At 46.0% G+C, this 23,456-nt stretch carries 18 protein-coding genes; 11 read left to right on the top strand and 7 right to left on the bottom strand.

The genetic code is table 11. The features are described 5' to 3' along the window. The first annotated feature begins 17 nt into the window (after window positions 1-17). Window positions 18-623 carry a bifunctional phosphoribosyl-AMP cyclohydrolase/phosphoribosyl-ATP diphosphatase HisIE gene (hisIE, locus tag IAQ59_RS00825; protein WP_209329097.1) on the top strand — a complete coding sequence of 202 codons (606 nt, stop codon included), beginning with the start codon at window positions 18-20 and terminating at the stop codon, window positions 621-623. A 17-nt stretch (window positions 624-640) separates the two neighbouring features. Next, window positions 641-1,054 carry a gamma-glutamylcyclotransferase family protein gene (locus IAQ59_RS00820; protein ID WP_209328864.1) on the top strand — a complete coding sequence of 138 codons (414 nt, stop codon included), beginning with the start codon at window positions 641-643 and terminating at the stop codon, window positions 1,052-1,054. Between the two features lie 11 nt (window positions 1,055-1,065). On the opposite strand, the gene IAQ59_RS00815 is transcribed toward IAQ59_RS00820, so the two are convergent. Next, window positions 1,066-2,388, bottom strand: coding sequence for a S41 family peptidase (locus tag IAQ59_RS00815; protein WP_209328863.1), 1,323 nt, complete (start codon window positions 2,386-2,388; stop codon window positions 1,066-1,068). 186 nt (window positions 2,389-2,574) lie between these two features. On the opposite strand from IAQ59_RS00815, the gene IAQ59_RS00810 reads away from it, so the two are divergent. The 4 genes from IAQ59_RS00810 to IAQ59_RS00795 all read left to right on the top strand — a co-directional run bounded on the left by IAQ59_RS00810 (window position 2,575) and on the right by IAQ59_RS00795 (window position 7,579). Then, window positions 2,575-3,231 (top strand): TetR/AcrR family transcriptional regulator, encoded by a 657-nt coding sequence (locus tag IAQ59_RS00810; protein ID WP_209328862.1) that lies wholly within the window; start codon window positions 2,575-2,577, stop codon window positions 3,229-3,231. A gap of 2 nt (window positions 3,232-3,233) precedes the next feature. Next, window positions 3,234-4,553 (top strand): ABC1 kinase family protein, encoded by a 1,320-nt coding sequence (locus IAQ59_RS00805; protein ID WP_209328861.1) that lies wholly within the window; start codon window positions 3,234-3,236, stop codon window positions 4,551-4,553. Window positions 4,554-4,738: 185 nt separating this feature from the next. Next, on the top strand, window positions 4,739-5,935 hold the full coding sequence (locus tag IAQ59_RS00800; protein ID WP_245189338.1) for a hypothetical protein: 1,197 nt from the start codon (window positions 4,739-4,741) through the stop codon (window positions 5,933-5,935). Window positions 5,936-5,941: 6 nt separating this feature from the next. Further along, window positions 5,942-7,579, top strand: a complete 1,638-nt coding sequence (locus IAQ59_RS00795; RefSeq protein ID WP_245189337.1) for a hypothetical protein — start codon at window positions 5,942-5,944, stop codon at window positions 7,577-7,579. A gap of 11 nt (window positions 7,580-7,590) precedes the next feature. On the opposite strand, the gene IAQ59_RS00790 is transcribed toward IAQ59_RS00795, so the two are convergent. After that, on the bottom strand, window positions 7,591-8,658 hold the full coding sequence (locus tag IAQ59_RS00790) for a serine hydrolase domain-containing protein (protein ID WP_209328860.1): 1,068 nt from the start codon (window positions 8,656-8,658) through the stop codon (window positions 7,591-7,593). Window positions 8,659-8,998: 340 nt separating this feature from the next. Here IAQ59_RS00790 and IAQ59_RS00785 point away from each other — a divergent pair, with 340 nt between their 5' ends. The 3 genes from IAQ59_RS00785 to xylA are packed head-to-tail and all read left to right on the top strand — an operon-like array spanning window position 8,999 to window position 13,506. Then, window positions 8,999-10,642: a sodium/sugar symporter gene (locus IAQ59_RS00785; protein WP_209328859.1), complete on the top strand. Its 1,644-nt coding sequence runs from the start codon at window positions 8,999-9,001 to the stop codon at window positions 10,640-10,642. A 19-nt stretch (window positions 10,643-10,661) separates the two neighbouring features. Beyond that, window positions 10,662-12,149 carry a xylulokinase gene (locus tag IAQ59_RS00780; RefSeq protein ID WP_209329094.1) on the top strand — a complete coding sequence of 496 codons (1,488 nt, stop codon included), beginning with the start codon at window positions 10,662-10,664 and terminating at the stop codon, window positions 12,147-12,149. A gap of 43 nt (window positions 12,150-12,192) precedes the next feature. Next, window positions 12,193-13,506 (top strand): xylose isomerase, encoded by a 1,314-nt coding sequence (gene xylA / locus IAQ59_RS00775; protein WP_209328858.1) that lies wholly within the window; start codon window positions 12,193-12,195, stop codon window positions 13,504-13,506. A gap of 196 nt (window positions 13,507-13,702) precedes the next feature. On the opposite strand, the gene IAQ59_RS00770 is transcribed toward xylA, so the two are convergent. From IAQ59_RS00770 to IAQ59_RS00760, 3 genes are read right to left on the bottom strand one after another with little or no spacing between them, the layout of a single operon-like run. Continuing rightward, on the bottom strand, window positions 13,703-15,070 hold the full coding sequence (locus IAQ59_RS00770; RefSeq protein WP_209328857.1) for an amidohydrolase family protein: 1,368 nt from the start codon (window positions 15,068-15,070) through the stop codon (window positions 13,703-13,705). Window positions 15,071-15,083: 13 nt separating this feature from the next. Further along, the gene (locus tag IAQ59_RS00765) at window positions 15,084-16,073 is read right to left on the bottom strand and encodes an NAD(P)H-quinone oxidoreductase (protein WP_209328856.1); all 990 of its coding nucleotides are present in this window, start codon (window positions 16,071-16,073) and stop codon (window positions 15,084-15,086) included. A 34-nt stretch (window positions 16,074-16,107) separates the two neighbouring features. Further along, entirely contained in the window at window positions 16,108-16,908 is an 801-nt protein-coding gene (locus IAQ59_RS00760; RefSeq protein ID WP_209328855.1) for a universal stress protein, read from the bottom strand. Window positions 16,909-17,021: 113 nt separating this feature from the next. Between IAQ59_RS00760 and IAQ59_RS00755 the strand changes: the two genes are divergently transcribed. After that, window positions 17,022-17,534 (top strand): acyl-CoA thioesterase, encoded by a 513-nt coding sequence (locus IAQ59_RS00755; protein ID WP_209328854.1) that lies wholly within the window; start codon window positions 17,022-17,024, stop codon window positions 17,532-17,534. A gap of 51 nt (window positions 17,535-17,585) precedes the next feature. On the opposite strand, the gene IAQ59_RS00750 is transcribed toward IAQ59_RS00755, so the two are convergent. Both IAQ59_RS00750 and glmS read right to left on the bottom strand, forming a co-directional pair. Then, window positions 17,586-19,802 carry a DUF4954 family protein gene (locus IAQ59_RS00750; protein WP_209328853.1) on the bottom strand — a complete coding sequence of 739 codons (2,217 nt, stop codon included), beginning with the start codon at window positions 19,800-19,802 and terminating at the stop codon, window positions 17,586-17,588. A gap of 42 nt (window positions 19,803-19,844) precedes the next feature. Then, window positions 19,845-21,683 (bottom strand): glutamine--fructose-6-phosphate transaminase (isomerizing), encoded by a 1,839-nt coding sequence (gene glmS, locus IAQ59_RS00745; RefSeq protein WP_209328852.1) that lies wholly within the window; start codon window positions 21,681-21,683, stop codon window positions 19,845-19,847. Window positions 21,684-22,193: 510 nt separating this feature from the next. On the opposite strand from glmS, the gene IAQ59_RS00740 reads away from it, so the two are divergent. Continuing rightward, window positions 22,194-23,360, top strand: a complete 1,167-nt coding sequence (locus tag IAQ59_RS00740; RefSeq protein ID WP_209328851.1) for a dicarboxylate/amino acid:cation symporter — start codon at window positions 22,194-22,196, stop codon at window positions 23,358-23,360. Window positions 23,361-23,456: the final 96 nt, after the last annotated feature.

Below are 23,456 nucleotides of genomic sequence, written 5' to 3'. Positions count from 1 at the left end.
AATTTCAACCAATGAAGATGGAGAATTTTAGTTTAGATTTTGATAAATCGGATGGCCTGATTCCGGCAATCATTCAGGATGCTAAAAGCAAGCAGGTATTAATGCTAGGCTATCTGAATGAAGAGGCATTGGAGAAGACTAAATCTACCGGCCGGGTAACGTTTTATAGTCGCACGAAGGGGAGGCTTTGGACGAAGGGAGAGACCTCCGGTAATTTTTTAGAGGTTAAAGAGATGTTGGTGGACTGTGATCGGGATACACTATTAATTTACGTGGATCCGGTAGGCCCCGTATGCCATACCGGTGCAGATACCTGTTTTGCAGAGAGGAACCGCTCTAATACCTTCTTCATTGATAAATTAAGGAAGACGATCAAAAGCCGAAAAAACAACCCTTTGGATAATTCGTATACCGCATCATTGTTTGCGAAAGGGATCAATAAAGTGGCCCAGAAGGTAGGGGAGGAGGCAGTGGAGATTGTCATAGAATCCAAAGATGATAACAAGGAATTATTTCTCGGCGAAGCGGCGGATTTGCTGTTTCACTATCTGGTGCTATTGGAAGCCAAAGGGTATGAACTGGACGAAGTCATGGAAGTGTTGATGCGTAGGCACAAAGGATAAACTGAAATAGGGTTCAGGTGGATTTTCTTTTTGTGTATGGAACGCTTCGCAGTGATTATGGCCACCCTCTAGGCAGGCTTCTAGAGGAGAATGCAACGTTTTTGGGTTCAGGTCATGTAAATGGGTACCTTTATGATCTAGGCGAATATCCGGGTATTAAGCTTGATGCAGCCGCGGAAGCCCGAGTAATTGGAGAAATCTACCGGTTGCGCCTCGCAAATAAAATATTGACTGAATTAGATAAATACGAGGGAGTTTCTGAATCCTATACGCCAGATTTTCCTTACCGCAGAATTGCCGATACCGTATTTTTGGCTGGGGAACGGTACCCAAATGTGTGGATATATGAATACCAAGGTGACACGGTGGGATTACCTCGGATATTGGATGGAGACTATCTCGCTTACCTTAGGGAAAAGGGGGCCAAGTAACCAGCTGAAAATTAGTAGGAGGGAAATTCTTTGAGGAGACCGGAAAATTCGTCAATCATGGCCCATCCATGATCTTTGTAACTTAGCCTCGCCTGAGATCCCACACTTCCAAATTGGATATAACTTAGAGCAGCTTGCAGGCGGGGATCTTTTTGATCTCCCCAATTTTTGGAGATGTCATCACCAACGGGAAAGTCAACCGGAAATCCATCGAAATACTCTGCTTTTCCATTGGCGTTTGCGATGGCAAAGGTAATCGGAACCAACTCTATATCGTTTGCAGAAAGGGTGTTGTTGTATCGGGACAAGGGAAAAGATCCAACCGGCTTACCGAAAGTGTCCTCTCCAATGATGACTGTTTCTATGTAGGGTTCTAAACAGTTGATTATCAATTCACTTGCGGAGGCTGATCCCCTAGAAGTGATAAAGATTAGTCTTTCCAACTCTAAGTTGCCGGTTTTTTTGAATTCGTATGTTTCGTTAAAATTAGACTTGTCGTTATTGAGTGCATTGGTGTACATCAACTTGCCATCGTGAATGCCCGGGATTAGGGCATTCATAATTTGTTCGGCCACATCTACAGACCCACCACCATTGTATCGCAGGTCGATGATCAATTCCTCTATTTGACCATCTTCAAAGAATTGGAGGGCCTCTTCGACTTCCATACTTTTTGTCGGCGTTACCCCAGGGCTGGCCCGAAAGCTGTTGTATACCCAGTAGCCTACCTGCTTGTTTTCCAGCTTAACAATCTCTTTGTGTAGTACTGAATTGGTTTGATACTCCGCTTTCCCAATGGTACGGGTAGTTTCGCTGCCATCCGGAAGTCGCAGGACAAATGTGTTTTGAACATCCGATGTATTTGGGCCCAACTGAAGATTGTAGCCATTACCAGATCGGTATGCCGAAATAGGCCTACCATTGACTTCGATCACTTCCCATCCCCGTTGCCATCCATCTTTGCCGGCAGGAGAAGCATCGTAGACAAACGATATATATAAATTGTCGTCCGTTCCAATGCCTATGCCAAATCCATGGCCTGCCTGCTGTCCGGTAAAGGCGCGGTTAAATTCACTCGGAGTCGTAATATACGACCAACGATCCAATTCGTTGTATACTAACCCTCTTAGGAGATCTTCGTAAGAGCTGTACCGGTCAACATTTACACTGGAAGGGATAAAATCATTCCAAAAATACCACTCATTCATGCTGGCGTAAATGGCTTCCTTAACCCGTTTTACGCGTACCTCCGGAACCTCCTCATCTTCCGTACAAGATACGTTGATCAGAAGTCCGACTAGTAGAACGGGAAGTATCAGTTTTGGGGTAATCATACGGCAATGTCAATGATTTAACTATTAAACGTATAAAGCGCTAGAAATGGTTTTCTGAATCGAAAATCAGTTCAACATTCGGCACGGATAGTTATTTGCAGAACAACGGGAAATTATTCCATATAAATTAAAAACCTACCGCTAGGTTATTTTGTTAGCATATCAGATACAAAAGTACGAAACGGAATGAGCGAGACGAAAAAAAGCCAAACGGATAAAAGGCGGCAACTATTGGATGAATATATCAATTATGTGTTGGAAAACGGAAAGGAACCGGCGTCGGTTTTTAAGTTTGCCAAGGCATTGAAGATGAAAGAGGCAGATTTTTACCAATATTTCACCTCCTTTGAGGCTATCAAAGAGGCGATTTGGGAAATTTTGTTTGACAAGACCCTAGAAGAACTGCAAGGGCAGGAGGTATACCCTGGCTATTCAGCCAGGGAAAAATTGCTGGGCTTTTTTTTCACTTGGATCGAGGAGTTAAAGAAGCGAAGAAGTTACCTACTTAGCGAATATAAGGGCGGTATGAAGAACAGAAATGTCCTTGCACCTGAAATGAAGGTATTTAAAGAGAAGTTTAAATCCTTTGCGAAAGATATCGTTATGGAGGGAAAGGAGACAGAGGAAATTGCAGAGAGGCCGTTTATATCTGATCGATACGACGAGGCACTGTGGCTACAGGTCATGTTTGTGTTTCAGTATTGGCTAAAAGATACTTCTCCAAGTTTTGAAAAAACCGATGCGGCCATAGAAAAATCCGTCAATCTTGTCTTTGACCTGATGGGTAAGAGTGCCGTGGATAGCTTTTTGGATTTTGCCAAATTTCTCTATCAATACAAGTAACCATGACCAATACCCTGAAAGAGCAGAGCAGTATCCCGGTTTCCAAAGTACAACGTGCCGCTAAGTTTATCAAAACCGGCGCGAAGGTGGGAGGGAACTACGTAAAACACTACGCACAGAAGGTGGTTAATCCCTCTCTGACCAAAGATCGGCTGCATCAAAGTAATGCAGCGGATATCTATGACTCGCTGAGTGAACTAAAGGGTTCCGCCCTTAAAGTCGCCCAGATGATGGCTATGGATAAAAATATACTTCCTACGGCATACCAAGACAAATTTACGATGGCCCAATACAGCGCTCCGCCATTGTCTTATCCATTGGTCGTAAAATCCTTTAAACAGTATTTCGATAAATCGCCGGATCAACTGTTTGACAGCTTTACCAATTCAGCGGTAAATGCCGCCTCCATCGGACAGGTGCACAAGGCGAAAAAGGGAGAGCAGGAATTTGCGGTAAAGATCCAGTACCCGGGAGTAGCGTCGAGTGTAAGGTCTGACTTGAAGTTGGTGCGTCCTTTTGCCCTGAGGTTACTGAACATGAACGAGCGGGAATTGGACCACTACATGGAGGAGGTAGAGGAAAAATTGCTGGAAGAAACAGATTATGAGCTGGAGATGCGACGGGGTACGGAGATTGCAGCAGCCTGTAGCCACATCCCTCATTTGTCCTTCCCAAAATATTACGAAAATCTCAGTGGTCCCCGGATTATTGCCATGGACTGGATGGATGGTTTACATATCAAAGAGTGGCTCCAAACCAATCCAACGCAGGAACTCAAAAATCAGGTAGGTCAAGCCATGTGGGATTTCTACCACCATCAGGTGCACGAAATGCAGCAGGTCCACGCAGATCCACATCCCGGCAACTTTATCATTCAGCCTGATGGGAGGTTGGCGATCATTGATTTTGGGTGCGTCAAGGTGATACCTGAGGATTTCTACAAGGGATATTTTTCCTTGATTAGAAAAGATTTGTTGCTCAATCAGCAGGAATTGGATCAGGTGTTTGTGGACCTGGAGTTTATCTCTGGAAAGGACACGTTAGAGGAACAAGCTTATTTTAAAGCGATTTTTCGAGAAATGATACATCTATTGGGAAAACCCTTTCACGTGGATCGTTTTGATTTCGCCGATAATGGATACTTTCAGGAAATATTTAAACTGGGAGACCGGATTTCAAACGATAACATGTTCAGAAAATCCAAACAGGCACGTGGCTCCAAACACGGGCTTTATGTCAATAGAACGTATTTTGGGCTTTACAACCTGCTGAATCAGCTTCAGGCGGAGGTTTATACGACCAAGCCCGATTGGCTTAAGTGACTTCGCTCCTTGTGATACCACAGATGTAGTTTAACGAAGCGGCGGATCACGGGCGGCTAGCCCGATCCGCCGTTTTTTTATTTCGACGGGTAGCCTTATCTTTTCGCTAATTCGTATTTAGTCCATAGCCATTGAACTCTAGTGTTGACGTATATTAATTTAGATAGTTGATTTGAAACGTAACTATGCCTCAGACGATTTCAATTTCCGGTTCCGCGGTTAAGTCCAAGCCGGCCATTCGGCTGAATCCTATACCTAGCTATGTGTATGCTTCGGTGTTTGCAAGCCTCTGCATTGCTGTAGGGCTATTGTGGGATATTTCTTGGCACATGAGTGTGGGTCGGGATGGCTTATTGTCCCCTCCTCATTTATCTATGTACCTGGGCGCCGTTATTGCCGGTGTTTTTTCAGGCATCAAGGTCTTGAAGACCAGTTTCTTTTCCACAAAGGAGGAGCAACAAGGGAGTATTTCTTTTTGGGGGATTTTCAGAGGCTCCTTAGGTGCTCTTTTCTGCATTTGGGGCGCATTTGCAATGCTAACTTCCGCGCCCTTTGACGACTGGTGGCATAATACCTACGGACTGGATGTTAAGATATTGTCCCCTCCTCATCTGGTGCTGGGCCTAGGCATGATGATGATCCAGTTTGGCGCGATGGTGAGTGTGCTGGCCGTTCAGAACAATCTTCGTGGTGAAGCATCCAACAGAACTCAGACTCACCTCAAATGGCTGTTTGCTTTGTCAGCTGGGTTTGTGTTGGTCATGGTTTATACCATTATTTCTGAATTTTTCTTTGTGAATCGCCTTCACGGTGCTACTGCCTATCAGGTAGCCGCTGTAATTTTTCCTTTGTTAATTATCCCTGTATCCTACGCTTCACCTTTCCGTTGGGGAGGTACCGTGATGGCTTTGGCTTATACCTTTTTGATGGCTGCGATGGTTTGGATACTCCCCTTGTTTCCTGCAGAACCTAAGTTAAGTCCAGTTTACAACCACATCACCCATTTCCAGCCGTATCATTTTCCCTTGTTGCTGCTTTTTCCTGCGATGGCGATCGATTTGACCATCCATCAATGGCGTATCGCAAACCGGTGGGTTATGGCGGCCATTTTGAGTTTGGTTTTTTTGATGGTTTTTGTGCCAATTCAATGGTATTTTGCCAATTTCTTACACACAGAAGCTGCGAGAGGGTGGTTTTTTGGGAGATCTTCCTGGCCTTACAGCAGTGCTCCTGACTGGACTTATCGGTATGACTTTCATCCCAACTATGTGTCATTCGGTATGGACTTGGTAAAGGGTTTGGGTATAGCGGCAGTTCTCGGCTTGCTCAGTGCGAGGCTGGCGCTGTCATGGGGTCGATGGATGGAGCAGGTAAAACGATAAGGTCGCATGAAGAAGTTTTGGTATTCGAGTTTGGTTTGGCTGCTCATCTTTTTTCTGAACAGTGGACACGTAGGCAGTCCCGGAGTCGTGTATGAAGGGCTTTTGGGAAATCATAGAATGTTGGCCCACATAGAGCCTCCGGATGTGATACCGGGTATCGCATTGGTTACGGTGATTCTTCCTGAAAACCCTTCCGGTATCTCCTTGGAGGCGAAGCCGGTTTATTGGTCGGTGGGTTTAGACGGCACGCCGAGTTCAGACCCATTGCTGGCAGTTAAAGGAGAGCCGGGCAAGTACCAACTCGATCTCTGGTTTATGGGTTCTGGTGCGTCCAGTGTGCAGTTGATAATGACGGAAGGGGGGCAGCTATACGAGGCCACGATCCCTATCTTAGCAATGCCAACCGCCCAAAAGGAGATGCCTCTTGGATTGGGGGTCGTATTGTCGGCGTTGGGCCTTTTTTTGGTGGTGTTGATGGTAACCATCGTGATGGCAGCAGTGGGAGAGAGCCTGAGGCCGGCGGGAGATGCGAGCCCTGTGTCTTCGAAGAGAAAATGGGTGGGTCTTTCCGTTGGAACACTGACTATGTTGCTAATCCTGTGGGGAGGCAAAGTATGGTGGGAAAGTGAGGCCGATAAATACCAGCGAAATATCTATAAACCGATTCAGGGCGAAGTCAAGGTAGTTTCTTCCGGTGAAGGCCTGTTTTTGGATCTGACGGTTGACCTAAAAGAACTTCAAAACGGTGGCATTTCCCGCAAAATGAGCTACCTGATTCCGGATCATGGAAAACTTATGCACCTGTTTTTGATCAAAAAAGGAGGACTGGACGTATTCGCCCACCTGCATCCAGAACGGTTGGATTCCCTCCATTTTCGGACACCCATACCTGATCTACCACCCGGCGAATACCATGTATTTGCAGATATCACCCGGTTCACCGGGTTTGCAGAAACCATCGTGGGAGATTTACATATTCCGGAGCAATCGCTTGTCGAATTTGCGTCACTGCGTACAGTTCTGGGTAGGGACGACTCGTTCCTAGTCACTAATTCCATTAACGCCGCGTCGGGGACATTGGACAGTGATTTCATGCTGTGTGGAATTCCAGGTATTCGCGTGGGGCTAGGAGAAGGATTCGAAGCCATATGGGAGTCAGACGTTCCAACATACGAGTCGGGCAGGCTTTACAACCTAACTTTTGCCTTGTTTGACCCGGATGCTAATGCAGCGGTATTGGAACCCTATCTGGGTATGATGGGCCATGCGGTGGTGATGAAGCACGATGGCTCAGTGTACATTCATCTGCATCCCACGGGCAATTACTCCATGGGAGCGCAGGAGATGATGGTGGAGCGCTTTAAGTCCCGAAAGCAAGGATACCGTGGCATACCTTCAGGGATGACGTTTATGGATAGCGTGGATCAGGTGCTGGCTTGGTTGGAAGGTCTACCTGATATCGAGCGGGATAGCCTATTGATGGGGGATATGCTGCATTTGTCCCCAGAAAGTCCCGAACACGAGGAACATCAACTCGTGAGCTTTCCCTATGCATTTCCTGAAGCGGGTTCCTATAGGATTTGGGTACAGGTCAAGATTAATGGAAAGGTCAGGCAGGCTGCCTTTGATGTGGACGTTTCCTGACTAGCGATCGACTAGGGGATGGCCTTCGCCAACTTCCAAACCAGTGTCCTGGCTAATTCAGGCCGTTGGTATTGGTTGGTGGTGCCGGTGAAAAAAAGTTTTTTTTCGGGGTGATACAAAGAAAAGGCCCCCGTACTGGAAGTTAGACCTCTTAACGGATTCTCACGACGAAATAAATTTATAAAGTTTTTTTGGCAGTATTCTTCCAGTCCTATGCCCCGGCTAATGGTTCCGTTTACAGGAATCCATTGGTGTGTCAGTCCGGAATACTCGGGCGGGAACAGATGCCCATGAAAAAATGCCCGAATAAAAGCCATTTGGTCGCTGGCACAGCTAACCATGCTGCCGGCATGACCCAAGCAGCTCATTAGTTGGGGTAGAGACAGCTTTTTGCCGCTGCGGTAAAAATTGCTGGGCGTCCGGTCATGGTGATCGGCGTAGAGGTAGGTTTGCATAAATCCTAACGGACGATGTTGCAACTCTTGAAAGACGGTCTCCAACAGTTTGCCGGTGACTTTTTCGATAACCAGTTGACATAATATCGTATTGGTAAACGAATACGCTGATTTTTTGGCATTTACCGGTGAAAAGAAAGGTTTCAAGGTACCTACATTTGCTAAATGCTTTTCTAAAAAGACAAATCCGTCTTTGCCGGTGATCATCAACTCGCGTATAGAAGGCAATTTGTCTGGTGTGGCATCGAATAGATCAGGAAGCCCCGAGGTATGGGTAAGTAGTTGCCCTACCGTTATTTGTTGAAATACATGGCCCTGCGACCAAGGATCGATCGTGTTTTGCAGCGAATCTGGCAAAAATTTTTGTATTGGGTCTTCAAAAGCTACTTTTCCTCTCGCTTTCAGTTTTATCAATATGCCAGCCATATGCATATCTGAAAGCTCACCCAAAAAATAGGGCTGAGAGGGCTTAGTATCACCCGATGAAGCGGACCACACCAAATCATTACCGACATCACCGTGAATATGAACTACGGCTTCGTTTAGCTCATTTTCAGCTGCAAATTGCCGCCAACTATTTTCCAAAGCTTCCTCCGATGCGTTCTCTACCTTCGTGAATCCCATGTAGCGATACGTTTTTAAGAGGGAATATACTAAATCTAGCTTACAAATCTATACGTAGTCTATCTCTTCATGATTATTTGATACAAGCGAACAAGATTCCCAGATTGTGAATCGCCTATTAGGTGTGATTGGGAAACCTGTAGTTGTTTGTACGGTAATAGATCCGTTTCGCAGCCCCAAAATTACGGGCATTACAGGGCAATAAATTTCCTTTATGCTCCATTACTTTTCGGATTCCTATTCCAGTAAAGGCTTATTTCATTATATTGCAGGCCGTATTTTCACAAAGAAATGTTTGTTTTGTAAACCTAATTAAACCTATAACCATTTTAAACCATTTATGAACTTTACCTCATTAGACCTAACCATCTTCATTGGGTACTGTCTCTTAATTATTCTGATGGGCTATTTTGTATCCCGTGAAAAAAAAGGACACGTAAAAGACTCCAATGACTACTTCCTCGCTTCCAAGGCGCTTCCTTGGTGGGCGGTGGGAGCCTCGCTAATTGCATCTAACATTTCTGCTGAGCAGTTTATCGGCATGTCAGGCTCAGGATTTGCGTTGGGGCTGGCGATTTCTACGTATGAATGGATGGCTGCTGCGACTTTGATCATTGTAGCGATATTCTTCCTTCCTATTTATCTAAAGGAAGGAATCAGCACCATGCCGCAGTTTTTGCTTAAGCGGTATGACAGCCGGGTTAGGACTACCATGGCAATTTTTTGGTTGTTAGTGTATGTGTTTGTAAACCTGACATCGGTTTTATACTTAGGAGCTTTGAGTTTGGATACCATTCTGGGTGTTCCCTTGCCGTACGGTATTGCCGGTTTGGCGGTTTTTGCCATGCTTTATTCCATTTACGGAGGTTTGAAAGCGGTTGCTTGGACAGATGTTATCCAAGTATTTTTCTTGGTGGCCGGTGGTTTGGCTACTACCTATTTGGCACTGAGTATTGTTGGTGAAGGAGATGTTTGGGGTGGATTTGCATCTTTGATAAAGGAGGCCCCATCGCATTTTAAGATGATCATTTTCGAGGGAGAGATGATGATTCCTGATGGATCTGGCGGTGAGAAGGATGCCTACCTGGATTTGCCAGGCCTAAGTGTGTTGATTGGTGGGATGTGGGTCGTAAACCTAAATTATTGGGGTTTCAACCAATACATTACCCAACGTGCATTGGCGGCAAAATCGCTAAATGAAGCCCAGAAGGGAATGGTATTTGCTGGTTTTTTGAAACTTCTAATGCCTCTTATCGTCGTTATCCCCGGAATAGCTGCTTATGTAATTGTTCGGGAGGGCATGGACACTTCGTTTATTCAGTCAATGACGGATCCGGAGGCGGGAATTATCAAATCGGACCGGGCGTATCCCACTTTGCTGCAGTTGTTGCCTACTGGACTGAAGGGTCTTGCATTTGCGGCATTGACTGCGGCAATCGTTTCCTCTCTAGCCTCTATGGCCAATAGCACCTCGACCATCTTTACCTTGGATATTTATAAGAGTTTCTTTGATACCCATGCCAGTGAGCGGAAGCAGGTTCGTGTAGGTAGAATCACGGCTGTTGCGGCTTTTTTCCTTGCGGCGCTTGTAGCCCCTGCGTTGCGGCAGTTGGATCAGGCGTTTCAGTATATTCAAGAATATACCGGTTTTGTCTCTCCAGGGGTGTTTGCCATATTTATTTTCGGATTTTTCTGGAAAAAGACAACTTCCAATGCGGCGCTTACTGCGGCTGCGCTTACCATTCCTTTGTCTACCCTGTTTAAGTTTATGGCGCCTGGATTGCCTTTTCTTGACCGAATGGGAGTGGTGTTTTTGATCATTTCAGGGGTCATTGTGATGTTGAGTTTGTACGAGGGTAAAGGAAAGGACCATCCCAATAGTATTGAGATTACGCCGGATTTGTTCAAAACGAGTACCAAGTTCAAAATTGGGGCTATATTGATAACTGGAATCCTCGCAGCCCTTTACACTGTTTTTTGGTAAGAAAATAGCCTTTTTTATGATGAGAGAATTATTGATTGGATACGATATTGGCAGTTCATCGGTAAAAACGACGCTGCTGAATGCTCAGACGGGTACGGTGGTGGCATCTGCTACGAGGCCGGGGGAGGAAATGGTCATCGAATCTCCACAAGTAGGTTGGGCTGAACAGGATCCGGCTACTTGGTGGAAATACATTCAGGAAACCACCCTTCTCATACGTCAGGAGGCGGCGATCAAACCCGGAGAGGTTTTGGGAATAGGTATTTCCTATCAAATGCACGGGTTGGTCATGCTTGATAAACAACGGGAGGTTATCCGGCCTTCCATCATTTGGTGCGACAGCCGTGCCGTGGGGATCGGGAACAAGGCCTTTCAGGAGATGGGCGAATCGTATTGCTTAGAACACTTGCTAAATTCACCGGGAAATTTTACTGCTTCAAAACTACGCTGGGTAAAGGAACACGAGCCTGCGAATTTTGACCGAGTCGATAAAATCATGCTGCCTGGAGATTACATCGCCATGAAGCTAACCGGAGAAGTTCTCACCTCTGAAACCGGTCTATCCGAAGGCATTTTTTGGGATTTTCCTCAGAATGGCGTTTCCCAACGGCTTTTGGATTATTACGGACTCCCGCTTTCCGTCCTTCCAGATGCTGTTCCCTCCTTTAGTTTCCAGGGAAGACTTAGTTCTGCTGCTTCGGCCCTTCTTGGCTTGGAATCCAGAATCCCGGTCACATATCGGGCAGGAGACCAGCCCAATAACGCGTTTTCCTTGAACGTATTGGAGGCTGGGGAACTGGCTACCACCGCGGGAACCTCGGGTACCGTGTATGGGGTTAGCCCCCGTCCGGTGTACGACCCTGCCAGTAGGGTGAATACGTTCGTGCACGTGAATCACCAGAAGAAAGATCCTAGGTATGGGGTATTGCTCTGCGTAAATGGCACCGGAATATTGAATAGCTGGATCAAGCGGTTGATAGGGGGGGCTTCCATTAGCTACGATCAAATGAATGCCTTGGCCGCCGAAGTGCCTATTGGCTCTGAGGGACTTAGCTTTATACCGTTTGGAAACGGTGCTGAGCGGATAATGGAAAATCGACAAGTAGATGCGCATCTGCAAGGCCTGAATCTCCTGAAGCATGATAAACGCCATGTGCTTCGGGCAGGACAGGAGGGGATTGTGAGCGCATTGACCTTTGGCTTTAATATCATGAAAGGTATGGGTCTGAACTTAAAAACCGTCAAAGCAGGAAAGGCTAACATGTTTTTAAGCCCGGTTTTCCGGGAGGCATTTGTCAACATGAATGAGGTGGTATTGGAACTGTACAATACCGATGGTGCGCAGGGCGCAGCAAGGGGTGCCGGAATCGGTACGGGATATTACGATAGCGCAAAAGAGGCCTTTGTTGGGCTTGAAAAAGTAACCGATCTGGAGCCTAGGGCGGTACTGATCGACGCCTATGCGGAAGCCTACCACGTCTGGGAAAGGCGTTTGAAAAATTTGTAAACTTATTTAAACCTAAACGATAATAATCAAAACCAGTTGTAACATGTCAAAAACCTATTTTCCAAACATCGAAAAGATCAAATACGAGGGAAGGGATTCGAAGAACCTGTTGTCTTTTAAATATTATGATGAAAGCCGTGTGATCGCGGGAAAGACCATGAAGGAACATTTTCGTTTTGCCATTGCCTACTGGCATTCCTTCTGTGGTACTGGAAATGATCCCTTTGGGCCTGGAACCATCCTAAGGGAGTGGGACAAATCCGAGGATGCCGTTCAGCGGGCTAAAGATAAAATGGATGCGGCCTTTGAGTTTATCGGAAAGATTGGCGCACCTTTTTATTGCTTTCACGACGTTGACCTAATTGATGAGGGAGAAACCATAGCGGAATACGAACGCCGCATGCAGATAATCACCGACTACGCTTTGGAAAAGCAAAAGGAAACCGGCATCAAGTTGCTTTGGGGAACCGCAAACGTCTTCAGCAATCCACGGTACATGAACGGTGCGGCTACCAATCCTGACTTTGAGGTGGTCACTAGGGCGGCCACACAGGTGAAAAACTCCATTGACGCGACCATCAAACTAGGAGGAGAAAACTACGTGTTTTGGGGTGGTAGAGAGGGTTATATGTCTTTGCTCAACACGGACATGAAAAGGGAAACAGAGCACCTTGCCCAGTTTTTAACGATGGCTAGAGACTATGCACGCAAGCAGGGATTCAAAGGTACCTTTTTGATTGAGCCCAAGCCCATGGAACCCACCAAGCACCAATATGACTACGATGCGGCAACGGTGATCGGTTTCCTCCGTCACTTTGGATTGGACAAAGATTTCAAATTAAACCTAGAGGTTAACCACGCAACGCTGGCTGGGCATACCTTTCAGCACGAGCTACAGGTAGCACAGGATGCAGGCCTTTTGGGTAGCATAGACGCTAATCGTGGAGACTATCAGAATGGCTGGGATACGGATCAATTTGCGATCAACCTACAGGAGCTTACGGAATCCATGTTGGTTCTCCTACAAGGAGAGGGATTTACCACGGGCGGAGTGAATTTTGATGCTAAGATACGTCGGAATTCCACCGATTTGGAAGATCTATTCCACGCACACGTAGGCAGTATGGATGCGTTCGCACGTAGTCTAATCATTGCAAACGATATCATGGAAAAATCGCCTTACCTTGACATGAGGAAATCCCGTTACGCATCCTTCGATGCGGGCAAAGGCAAAGACTTTGAGGACGGAAAACTTACTTTAGAAGACCTTCGTAGCCTTGCCCTGGAAATCGGCGAGCCTAAGCAAATCAGTGGAAAGCAAGAGATGTACGAAAATATTCTCAACCAATATATATGATATTGAGCTGGTTGGCTGGATAGCTGACACAGGTTTATCATTAGTTCTCATTCCGTACAAAAAGTCCGGTCACCGCTTTGGTGCCGGACTTTTTTCTATTGGTGCAGTTGTTGGCTATCCAATGCTTTAGGCCCCCACAGGGTACAAATGAGCGATTGGATAGATGTACAGAGAGGAGAACCGACATCTGCTGCTGCTACCGGTATTTTTCAGCAATCTGGTTTAGTTTTTTGGCTATCGTGGATTTGTCCAGCCAAATCCCTCTGGCCATTACTCCATCCGGATTTTGGAGATGCTTGAGATCGTCTAGTGGGTTTTTTGCGGTCAAAATAAGGTCTGCCTCCATTCCCTCTTTTATTTGACCAAAGTTGCCTTTAAAAAACGTTGCTGGGTTTATGGTTCCTATCTGTAAGGCTTCAAGGGAACTTAATCCCGCGTCCAGCATGCCTTGCAACTCGTGGTGAATGGAAAAACCAGGAACGTTAAATACCTGAGGTGCATCAGAACCCAATAGTAAGCCTTTTCCATTTTCGTGTAGGGCTTTGATAAGTTTGTACCTGATCTCGTTAAACCGTGTCCATTTGTCCGCTTCGTAACTCTCGGATTCGGTCAGGTCCTTTTTGCTCTTGGTCCACGCCGCACGGGTGTCTGGGCTCATGTATTTCATTTCAGGTTCTTCGACCAATTGCTCTACTGGAGTCGGGGAAAACCAGCGATCGAACAGGGCTTGAGTGGGAACCACCCATACGCTATTTTCTTTGCTTAGGGCAACGAGCTCGCCGATTTTATCCGTATCCGTCAAATCGGTGAAGTTGTATCCGAAAAAGCCGTTCTCTATGGGGTTTACACCTGCCTCTGCCGGTACTAGCCCTTCCAAGAAACCATCTATATGGTCGATGGTATGGTAGCTGCTTTCAAGTGCATGCCTGATCCGCACTAAGTTGGATACGTGTCCTGCATAAGGAATACCTTTTTCATTCGCTGTTTGCACAATGGCGTCAAATACATGCATGCGGATTCCTGGGTGAAGTTTTAAGAAATCGTATCCTTCATCCGCATAGGCACTAACTTTGGATTGCGCTTCTTCGGGTGTCCTGACGGTGGTGCCGTTTAGGGATGGGCTGGAGGTATAAATCCTTGGACTGATAATTTCCCGATTATTGGCCTTTTCCCTAAGTGCCAAATGTACTGGGTTTCCAAGCATGCCTCTTATAGTGGTCACACCGTTGGATAAGTAAAGAAACAGCGTCTCATCAATCAACGGGTCATCCCATTCCAGTGAGGGAATATGTGCATGCATCTCGGCCAATCCAGGCATCAGGAATTTTCCTTTGGCTGGAATAACGGTCGCTTCTGTCCAGTCAAATTCAGTGGTTCCATCTAGAAGGCGAGTAATCTGATCTTCCTCTACCACTACATGTTTCACAGAAACCGAGCCGTTGGTAATGTCAATTACATTGGCTTGTTCGAATACATAGGTGCCTTTGGCCAATTCCACCCTTTCTATGGATGGAGAGCAGGAGACAGCCCAATACAAAGCAAGTAGGAAATAAAGATTTCTCATAACTTTCGGTTTTTTAGGTTTTAAAAGGGATTTCCAAGAGGATCTTGCCCATGTGATGGGATTGTTCCATCAGGTCATGGGCAGTTGCGGCCTCGTCCAAAGGAAAGGTCTGGTAGATATAGGGCCTAATCTCATCTGGAAAGAATGGCCATATTTTTGACATCAAAGCTTTGGCTATTAATCCTTTGTAAGCAGGTGTCTGGGGCCGCAGGGTGGAGCCGGTCAACGTAAGCCGCTTTTTCATCACTTGGATAAGGTCTACGGAACCCATGCGGCCTTTCATGGCATTGATAATAATAAAGCGCCCTCCCGGCGCCAACAGGTTGATGTTTGCCTCTGTATAGGCAGCACCCACCATATCCAGCACGATATCCACCCCTTTGCCTTGGGTATGTTGCACAATTGCCTTTTCAAAATTGGTTTCCCGATAGTTGATGGCCAGGTCTGCACCTAATTCCCTGCAAAAGGAACATTTTTCCTCACTACCAGCAGTTACGAATACGCTGCCACCTAATGCTTTGACCATCTGTATGGCCGCCACACCAATTCCACTGCTGCCTCCGTGCACAAGTACACGTTCGCCTTTCGAAAACTTTCCAATATCAAAGACATTGTTCCAGACGGTGAAGAAGGTTTCTGGTAGGGAAGCCGCCTCTTGCAAGCTAACGCCTTCAGGAATAATTAGACATTGCTCTTCGGGTGCTACCGCATACTCCGCATAGCCGCCACCCGCTAGTAGCGCACAAACTTGGTCGCCGATCTCCCAGAGTTTGACGTTTTCACCCACAGCCACGATGGTGCCGGAAACCTCCAAGCCGGGGATGTCTGCAGGTGACCCTGGCGGGGCCGGATAATTGCCCTTTCGTTGGGAAACGTCGGGCCTGTTCACACCCGCCGCAGCCACTTGGATCAATACCTCATGCGGCCCCGGTTGGGGGATTTCCCTTTCCATCACTTTCAAGACGTCGGGACCACCCGGATTGGTAATGCACACTGCTCTCATGTAAGTTTCTTTATTTGCACCCATGCATGCCCTTCTACTTAACTACCAACAAAGGGACATGGGTATGATAGGCAAAGGCCACACTTTGACTTTTATTGAACAGGTATTCAAAAAAGGTTTTGTTTTTTGATAACATCACCATCATGGTTTCCTTTTGTTCACGTAAATAGTTTTCTGCACCTGTGCCGTAATCCGGAGAGGCTATTTTTATAAATTCAAATTCATCATCGGGATAGGACTCTTTTAAATGAGCCTGCAGGCCTTTGAAAGAGAGTTCTTTATTGAAATCCTCATTTTTTGAAACATGCAGGATGGTATAGGGTAGATCCCAGTTCTCCGTCAGGTTAGCGACCTTTTTCAGTAATTTTTCATCCTCATTGGAGAGTTCTACTGAAATGGTGATGGATTTTACGGATTCGAATTGCGCACCTGCCGGGACAGCAATAACCGGTACCTGACTTTCCTTTATCACCGTAGCCGTATTGGAGCCAATTAATGCTTTTTTAATGCCGCTTGCTCCTTGTGTTCCCATGATAATCAAATCATAATCACCGGAAAGCACTATTGCATGGATACTGTTGGATACGGTTCCCTGTACGATTTTGTAATCAATGTATAGAGGATCGGTATTGGCATTTATTTCTTCTCGAAGTGCGTTATTGGCATCTTCCTCGATGGCCGCAACGATCTCCTCTGCTTGAGCGGCGAAGTCGTATACAGCGTAATAAGCATACAATAACGTAATTGACGCATTGTGGAGCAGAGCATATTTCTTTGCAAAATCCAGCGCATTTTTGGCGTTTTCTGATAGATCCGTTGGAACCAAGATTTTCATGATCTTTGTGGGTTAATTTGCGTAAGACGTTAATTTAAGCAATATTCCAGAAAGTAACCATGATATAAATCATATATCTTTGTAGGGCTTATTTATCTTTAAAAATATTCTTCATGTTTGAATTTGATCCGGAAAGGCATTATCCCAAAGAAACAGAAAGCAGGGTGGTTATCCGCTTTCAGGATTGCGATCCGCTGCAGCACCTAAACAACGCCAAGTATTTCGATTATTTCTTCAATGCCAGGGAAGATCAGGTTCCCAAGCTATACGGCGTGGAAATGATTGATTTTATCCGCAAATACAAGGCAGCATGGGTCATCTATAACCACAATATCTCCTACATACGCCCTGCCAAAGTTGGTGAATGGGTACGGATCATGAGCAGGGTTGTATGGCACGACCATCAGACTGTGTTGGTGGAATATTATATGACCGATGATAGTAAGGAAGAGCTTAAGACGCTCATGTGGACTACCATGCGCTATGTAGCCATGGCGGACGGCAAGTCTACCCCGCATGCGGGTGCTGTAGCGGATTTTTTGAATGCGGTCACCGATCCGATAGACTTCGGTCAGATTACCATCAAGGAGCGTATTCGCGAGATCAAGCAGCAACTAGCCAAGTAATCAGATTCCGTTTAGTTCGTCCTTGGCACTAGAATGGTCGGTTTTTCGACATTAAACACGAACCGAATTTTTAAGGACTTTTTCCATCTTTTTTATAAATGCTTCGCATTCAAGTTTTTCCTCCTGAATAAAGGCATTGCCCTCTACGGTGCCCAAGATCAAGTCCCGCTCCTCTAGGCTATCGTAAACCATGTTTCTGAACCGGTTTTGATAGTCCTTTTGCCGGGAGAGAAAAGTTTGCTCGGACAGCCATCTACGCGTTTCAACAGCTTCTTGCAATACCTCTACCCATTCCGTTTGACCAAAGTTCTCCCTCACCACTTTTCGGGCTTCGAAAAGGCACTGAAGACCGTGGGCACATTTCCAGGTGGTATAGGACAAAGCCGCTGTCGTGTACAGCGCATGAACTTCCGGCCAGGAGGTTACCTGTGGGGATTTGATCTCTTCGATGAGTTTAGTGAGGGTTGCTTCAGGCATCAATTGGCCTCCCACATTTTTCCACCGCCATTTTCCGAAAACTTTTGGGAGCAGGTTTCCGACATTTTCCCAGCGTTGGAAATCTTCGATCTCGGAACAGTCCATGGTGCATTTTACCGCATGAAATGCGATCATTCGATTAAATATGCGCCAGGCATCGGGAACCTTTGTCAGTTCAATTGGTCGTTTGCTGTTTTCCCAACCATCCACTGTAACGAAGAGGGATTCGATGCGAGGGTCCCTTGCCTGTAGTAGCTGTCTGCCCAGTTCTCCGGCATGCTGGAACACATAGCTACGAGGATCCAGATCTTCTGCTAAAAAAGCTTTGCCAATGGCCGTTTCTAGAATCGGAAGCGCATCGACCATTTCCTGTACACTGTCTGGCGCAAGATAGTCAAATTCCAACCATTGGACTTTTTCTGTTCGTTTATCACGCTCCTGGTATTTCCAAGCATTTCTGGCAAGTGCATAGAGGTTGAATTTAAACCAATACGCAGGCATTACCTGAACCCGGTTAAGGTGAACCTGATGACTGATCAGGGAAAAAGGAAGGGGAATATCCAACTCTGCGGGGTAATCCCCTTTGGCAAGGATATTGAAAGTAGCAAAGCGGGAATTATGCTTCACGCTGACACAAAGGCCCGGCCAGAAACCCCTTCCGGCGATAAACTCCCCATCTGCTCCCCGGGAGTTATGGTTGGAACCGACCGTGGCTCCTGCGGCCATATTAGACTGGCCTTGTAAAAGAGATGCGCACAAAAAGGAGTTGTTGTGGTGCTGTTCGTGACTAGGAAAAATCAGGGAATTTAATACCTCACAACAGGAAATGGTCGAATTATTGCCCAAATAGGAGTTGATCAGGCGTGCACCGTATTTAAGCTGACTGTGGGAAGCCATGGCAAAGCGAACGGCTTTGACCCCATAGAAAAGGCGACAACCCTCGCTGACGATGCCGTTAACGAGTTCGCATCCTTCACCGACTTGAGAAGATGCCTCGGGGCTCGAATGGATAGTCAAGTTTTTTAGTTTGTTGGCTCCTTTGATGTAGGCATCCGATCCTATCCAGACATCTTTGATGATCAGGCAGTTTTTGATGATGCATCGATCACCCACTTTTCCATAGTATCCACGGCGTGTATCGAAACTGTTTTGAGTGATTTCAATCAATTTATCTTGGAGAACTCTGTCCGTTCTAAATCTTGACCAGATCCAGGCATCGCCCGGAAGCATGCCGCTGAATGGGATGACTTTACGCCCGCCATTTTCATTGCATAGTTCGAGCCAAATCCGTATGGCAGAGTCTTCCCCCTCTTTGACAATGCCATTCCCAAATTTCGCATAGTTGGTTGTTGACATTTCATTCACATTCACCAAAATTACTTCGTTGCCCAAGATGTAGTGGGAAAGGTAGTGCACGTTGTCGATTACTACGTTATCACCCAAGTCACAACTGATGATCGTGCTGTTGTAGATGCCCACTGGCATGCGGAGGTTATGGTACTCGAGATAGCAAGGTTCCAATTTTCCGATACGAACCAGTCCGAAAAACTTGCAGTTTTTTACTAGCTCGGGGTTAAAATCATCTGAAACTAGGAGTTTGTTCCAGTCATCCGATTGATTACGGTTTCGTACCAGAATTTCAATTTCCATGGCATTCAATTGTCGGTACGAAATGCCACTCCTGTTTTGGATGTTTCTGAGGTAGTATTCGTCCTTTTCCTCTGGGATAAAAGCTTCTGGTATAAAGTGGTATCCTAGGCTCTGTATAGGTGATCGTTTGATTAAATTCATAGGGATGGGGTAAAAAAAGATGACGCTTCCATTAACAATAGGTTATTCGACGGTGACTGACTTTGCCAAGTTGCGGGGCTTGTCCACATCCAATCCTTTTGCATTTCCAATATAATAGGCCAGTAATTGAAGTGGGATGACCGTCAAAAGGGGTGCTATAAGTTCGTCTGCTACGGGCACAGGAAGTGTTTCATCCGCCAGCGACGCAAAGGCATCGTCTCCTTCGGATATCACTGCCAATACCTTACCTTTTCGCGCTTTGATTTCCTGTGCGTTGCTTATAATCTTGTCGTGGTAGGCATCTTTGGTAGCCACAAACACCACCGGAAGCTTTTCTTCCACCAGGGCAATGGGTCCGTGCTTCATCTCGGCAGCAGGATAGCCCTCCGCATGTATGTACGAGATTTCCTTTAGCTTCAGGGCACCTTCCAGTGCAATGGGGAAATTATACCCCCTTCCCAGATAGAGAAAGTCCCGTGCATCTTTGTATCGTTCTGCAATCTTTTTTAGCTGTTCGTTGGTTTCCAGAATGACCTCAATCTTACCGGGAACTGAATCCAGCTCTCTGATCAAGTGAAGGTAACGCTTTTGATCAATCGTGCCTTTGGCATAGGCAACTTTCATGGCGATCATCATAAGTACGGTCAGTTGAGCGGTAAATGCCTTGGTCGAAGCAACCCCAATCTCTGGTCCGGCGTGGGTATAGGTACCTGCATGAGACATTCTGGAAATGCTGGAACCTACCACATTGACGACGCCAAAGAGAAAAGCACCCTGTTTTTTTGCCATATCCATCGCTACCAGGGTATCGGCTGTCTCACCGCTTTGGGAAATTGCCATGATTATATCACCTTCCTTTATTACAGGATTGCGGTATCGAAATTCCGAAGCGTATTCCACCTCTACGGGAATCCGACAGAGTTCTTCGAAAACGTATTCTGCCACCAACCCTGCGTGCCAGGAGGTGCCACAAGCCAACATGATGATACGGTTTGCATTGGTTAGTTTATCCAAGTGGGGATCCACACCCCCCATAGTAATCGTGCCTTCTTTCGCATCGAGTCTACCACGCAGGCAATCGAAGACAGTGGTTGGCTGCTCAAAAATTTCCTTTAGCATGAAGTGGGTGTATCCCCCTTTTTCTATCGCAGCCAATTCCATGTCCAACTGGGTGATAAAAGGGGTTACTTTGTCATTTCCCAAGTTTTTCAGGATTAATTCTTCGGGCTTGACAATCGCAATTTCGTAGTCGTTTATATAAACGACTTCCTTGGTGTATTCGATAATGGGCGAGGCATCGGAGGCCAAAAAGTGTTCTCCTTTGCCGATGCCTATAACCAAGGGGCTTCCTTTTCTGGCGGCAATTAATGTGCCGGGCTCATCTTCGTTTAGCAGGATAATGACATAGGCCCCTACCACACGACGCAGGGCGATTCGTACAGCCTCTTCCAAGGACTCGCTCTGATGGTTGAAAATGTCCTCGATGAATTTCAATAGAACCTCTGTATCGGTATCACTTTCAAAGGAATAGCCTTTGTTTACCAACTCCCGCTTCAGAGAGGCGTAGTTTTCGATGATGCCGTTGTGAACCAATGCCAACTTTCCGTTTGAGGACCGGTGGGGATGGGCGTTTCGGTCAGAAGGCTCCCCATGCGTGGCCCAGCGTGTGTGGCCAATCCCAGACAGGGCATTCAGCTGTTTTCCGATCAGGGATTCTTCTAATTGGCTTACTTTTCCCTTTTTTTTGTATACCGAAAGACCGATTCCTTCAGATAGGGCTACTCCAGCACTATCATAGCCACGGTATTCCAATCGTTTTAGCCCTTTTAAAATCACGGGATAGGCCTCCCTTTGTCCTGTGTATGCGACAATTCCACACATATTAAATTCCGAATAAAATTCTATAAAATTGAAAAGTTTTAATTTCGTCGAAAAATTACCAATAATAAAACGCAATTCACAAAATCATTCGTGGTATACGAGGGTACTTGTTGTATGGTTGGTATTGGTGTTTTGGGAATTTTTTAATTTTTCGATTACGGTAATTCGAATTTTTTATTCATCCAATTTGATAATTGGTAATTAAATCTCTTTTTGTGATAGTTGTTTAAGTGACATTTTTGGTACACTTCCTTTGATTAGCGATTTTTTAGGCTTGAAATTAAAATGAAAAAAATTCGAAAAATTTTATTTCTTCAGATCCTGACACTGCCTAAGTGCGGGATTCTAGAAATTCATACATGAGTTCACTTAAATTCCAATATATCATACCCCTAGGCGATTTCTTAAAATTAATCTGTCGATACAGCGACATCAGCTGCTTTCCTTGTAACTTAGCGAGTGTTTTGCGGGATAAGGTTTCCTGCGTTTTGGCCGAAAATTGAAAAAGGAATGACCCGTCTGTTTTCCAGCTTGCTATTCAAAGTACTGGTTGCCATTATTTTGGGAATCGTGTTTGGTACTTATCTTCCCGAATCTGTGAACCGGATTTTTGCAACATTCAATACGCTTTTCGGTCAGTTTTTGGGATTTGCCATTCCGTTGATCATTTTGGGGTTGATAATGCCGGCCATAGCCGATCTGGGTAGAGGAGCTGGAAAGATGCTGTTATACACTACCGGAATTGCATATGGCTTCACCCTTTTTTCTGGCTTTTCTACCTATGGCATAGCCTCCGCTGTCTTTCCTCCCTTACTGGAATCCCATATCAGTGCATCGGAGGCGATTACCGATCCTACCCCGGAGTTAGCCTCCTATTTTTCCATTGCCATCCCGCCAGTCATAGACGTCATGTCGGCCTTGGCATTGTCGTTTATTGTTGGGTTGGGTTTGTCTTTTCAGACTGGATCCAGGCTAAAGGCGGTCGTGGTAGATTTTCAAAAAATCATTATGCAACTGATTGAACGGGTGATCGTTCCGCTCCTTCCTCTTTTTATATTGGGAATATTTGCAGAGATGGCATTTACCGGTAGGGTGTTTGGTATTTTGACCGTTTTTCTAAATATTGCCGGGGTTATCTTTGTCATGCATGTGCTGCTGTTGCTACTTCAGTATCTGATAGCAGGTGTGGTGGTACAAAAAAATCCCCTTCGTTTATTAGTGACGATGATGCCAGCTTATTTTACCGCGTTAGGAACCCAATCCTCAGCAGCTACCATTCCTGTTACTTTGCTACAGGCAGGAAAGCTGGGGGTTTCGGACAAGGTAGCGGGATTTGTTATCCCGCTTTGTGCCACGATACATCTTTCGGGCAGCATCATGAAGATTACCGCCTGCGCATTTGCGTTGATGGTTTTGGAGGGTATGCCAAATGGCCTAGGCGTTTTTGGGGGGTTCATACCGATGCTTGGTATAGCAATGGTTGCTGCCCCAGGTGTCCCGGGTGGTGCGATCATGGCAGCTATTGGCCTGCTGCAAACGATGCTTGGTTTCAACGAAGAAATGACTGGGCTAATGATTGCCCTTTACATCGCTATGGACAGTTTTGGAACAGCCTGCAATGTTACGGGAGATGGAGCCATTGCGCTTTTGGTCGATCGGATAGCAGGGAAGGAATGAAGCAATTTACGGTTTAGGGAAGGCCCTAGGATTTTTTTCGGTGATCGATGTCCCAAGTTGACTTGCTTTATACCCGGATCAAAAATGCAATTTCTG

The sequence above is a fragment of the Lunatimonas salinarum genome (assembly GCF_017811155.1).
GTDB classification, from domain to species: Bacteria; Bacteroidota; Bacteroidia; order Cytophagales; family Cyclobacteriaceae; genus Lunatimonas; species Lunatimonas salinarum.
The sequence above is the reverse complement of the archived record's forward strand: the minus strand, read 5'-3'. Positions and strand labels throughout refer to the sequence as shown.

What these genes read in the sequence shown, in the direction of transcription:
- hisIE (WP_209329097.1), top strand. Translation starts at nt 18, where the DNA reads ATGGAGAATTTTAGTTTAGATTTTGATAAATCGGATGGCCTGATTCCG.
- IAQ59_RS00815 (WP_209328863.1), bottom strand. Translation starts at nt 2,388, where the DNA reads ATGATTACCCCAAAACTGATACTTCCCGTTCTACTAGTCGGACTTCTG.
- IAQ59_RS00810 (WP_209328862.1), top strand. Translation starts at nt 2,575, where the DNA reads ATGAGCGAGACGAAAAAAAGCCAAACGGATAAAAGGCGGCAACTATTG.
- IAQ59_RS00805 (WP_209328861.1), top strand. Translation starts at nt 3,234, where the DNA reads ATGACCAATACCCTGAAAGAGCAGAGCAGTATCCCGGTTTCCAAAGTA.
- IAQ59_RS00800 (WP_245189338.1), top strand. Translation starts at nt 4,739, where the DNA reads ATGCCTCAGACGATTTCAATTTCCGGTTCCGCGGTTAAGTCCAAGCCG.
- IAQ59_RS00795 (WP_245189337.1), top strand. Translation starts at nt 5,942, where the DNA reads ATGAAGAAGTTTTGGTATTCGAGTTTGGTTTGGCTGCTCATCTTTTTT.
- IAQ59_RS00790 (WP_209328860.1), bottom strand. Translation starts at nt 8,658, where the DNA reads ATGGGATTCACGAAGGTAGAGAACGCATCGGAGGAAGCTTTGGAAAAT.
- IAQ59_RS00785 (WP_209328859.1), top strand. Translation starts at nt 8,999, where the DNA reads ATGAACTTTACCTCATTAGACCTAACCATCTTCATTGGGTACTGTCTC.
- IAQ59_RS00780 (WP_209329094.1), top strand. Translation starts at nt 10,662, where the DNA reads ATGAGAGAATTATTGATTGGATACGATATTGGCAGTTCATCGGTAAAA.
- xylA (WP_209328858.1), top strand. Translation starts at nt 12,193, where the DNA reads ATGTCAAAAACCTATTTTCCAAACATCGAAAAGATCAAATACGAGGGA.
- IAQ59_RS00770 (WP_209328857.1), bottom strand. Translation starts at nt 15,070, where the DNA reads ATGAGAAATCTTTATTTCCTACTTGCTTTGTATTGGGCTGTCTCCTGC.
- IAQ59_RS00765 (WP_209328856.1), bottom strand. Translation starts at nt 16,073, where the DNA reads ATGAGAGCAGTGTGCATTACCAATCCGGGTGGTCCCGACGTCTTGAAA.
- IAQ59_RS00760 (WP_209328855.1), bottom strand. Translation starts at nt 16,908, where the DNA reads ATGAAAATCTTGGTTCCAACGGATCTATCAGAAAACGCCAAAAATGCG.
- IAQ59_RS00755 (WP_209328854.1), top strand. Translation starts at nt 17,022, where the DNA reads ATGTTTGAATTTGATCCGGAAAGGCATTATCCCAAAGAAACAGAAAGC.
- IAQ59_RS00750 (WP_209328853.1), bottom strand. Translation starts at nt 19,802, where the DNA reads ATGAATTTAATCAAACGATCACCTATACAGAGCCTAGGATACCACTTT.
- glmS (WP_209328852.1), bottom strand. Translation starts at nt 21,683, where the DNA reads ATGTGTGGAATTGTCGCATACACAGGACAAAGGGAGGCCTATCCCGTG.
- IAQ59_RS00740 (WP_209328851.1), top strand. Translation starts at nt 22,194, where the DNA reads ATGACCCGTCTGTTTTCCAGCTTGCTATTCAAAGTACTGGTTGCCATT.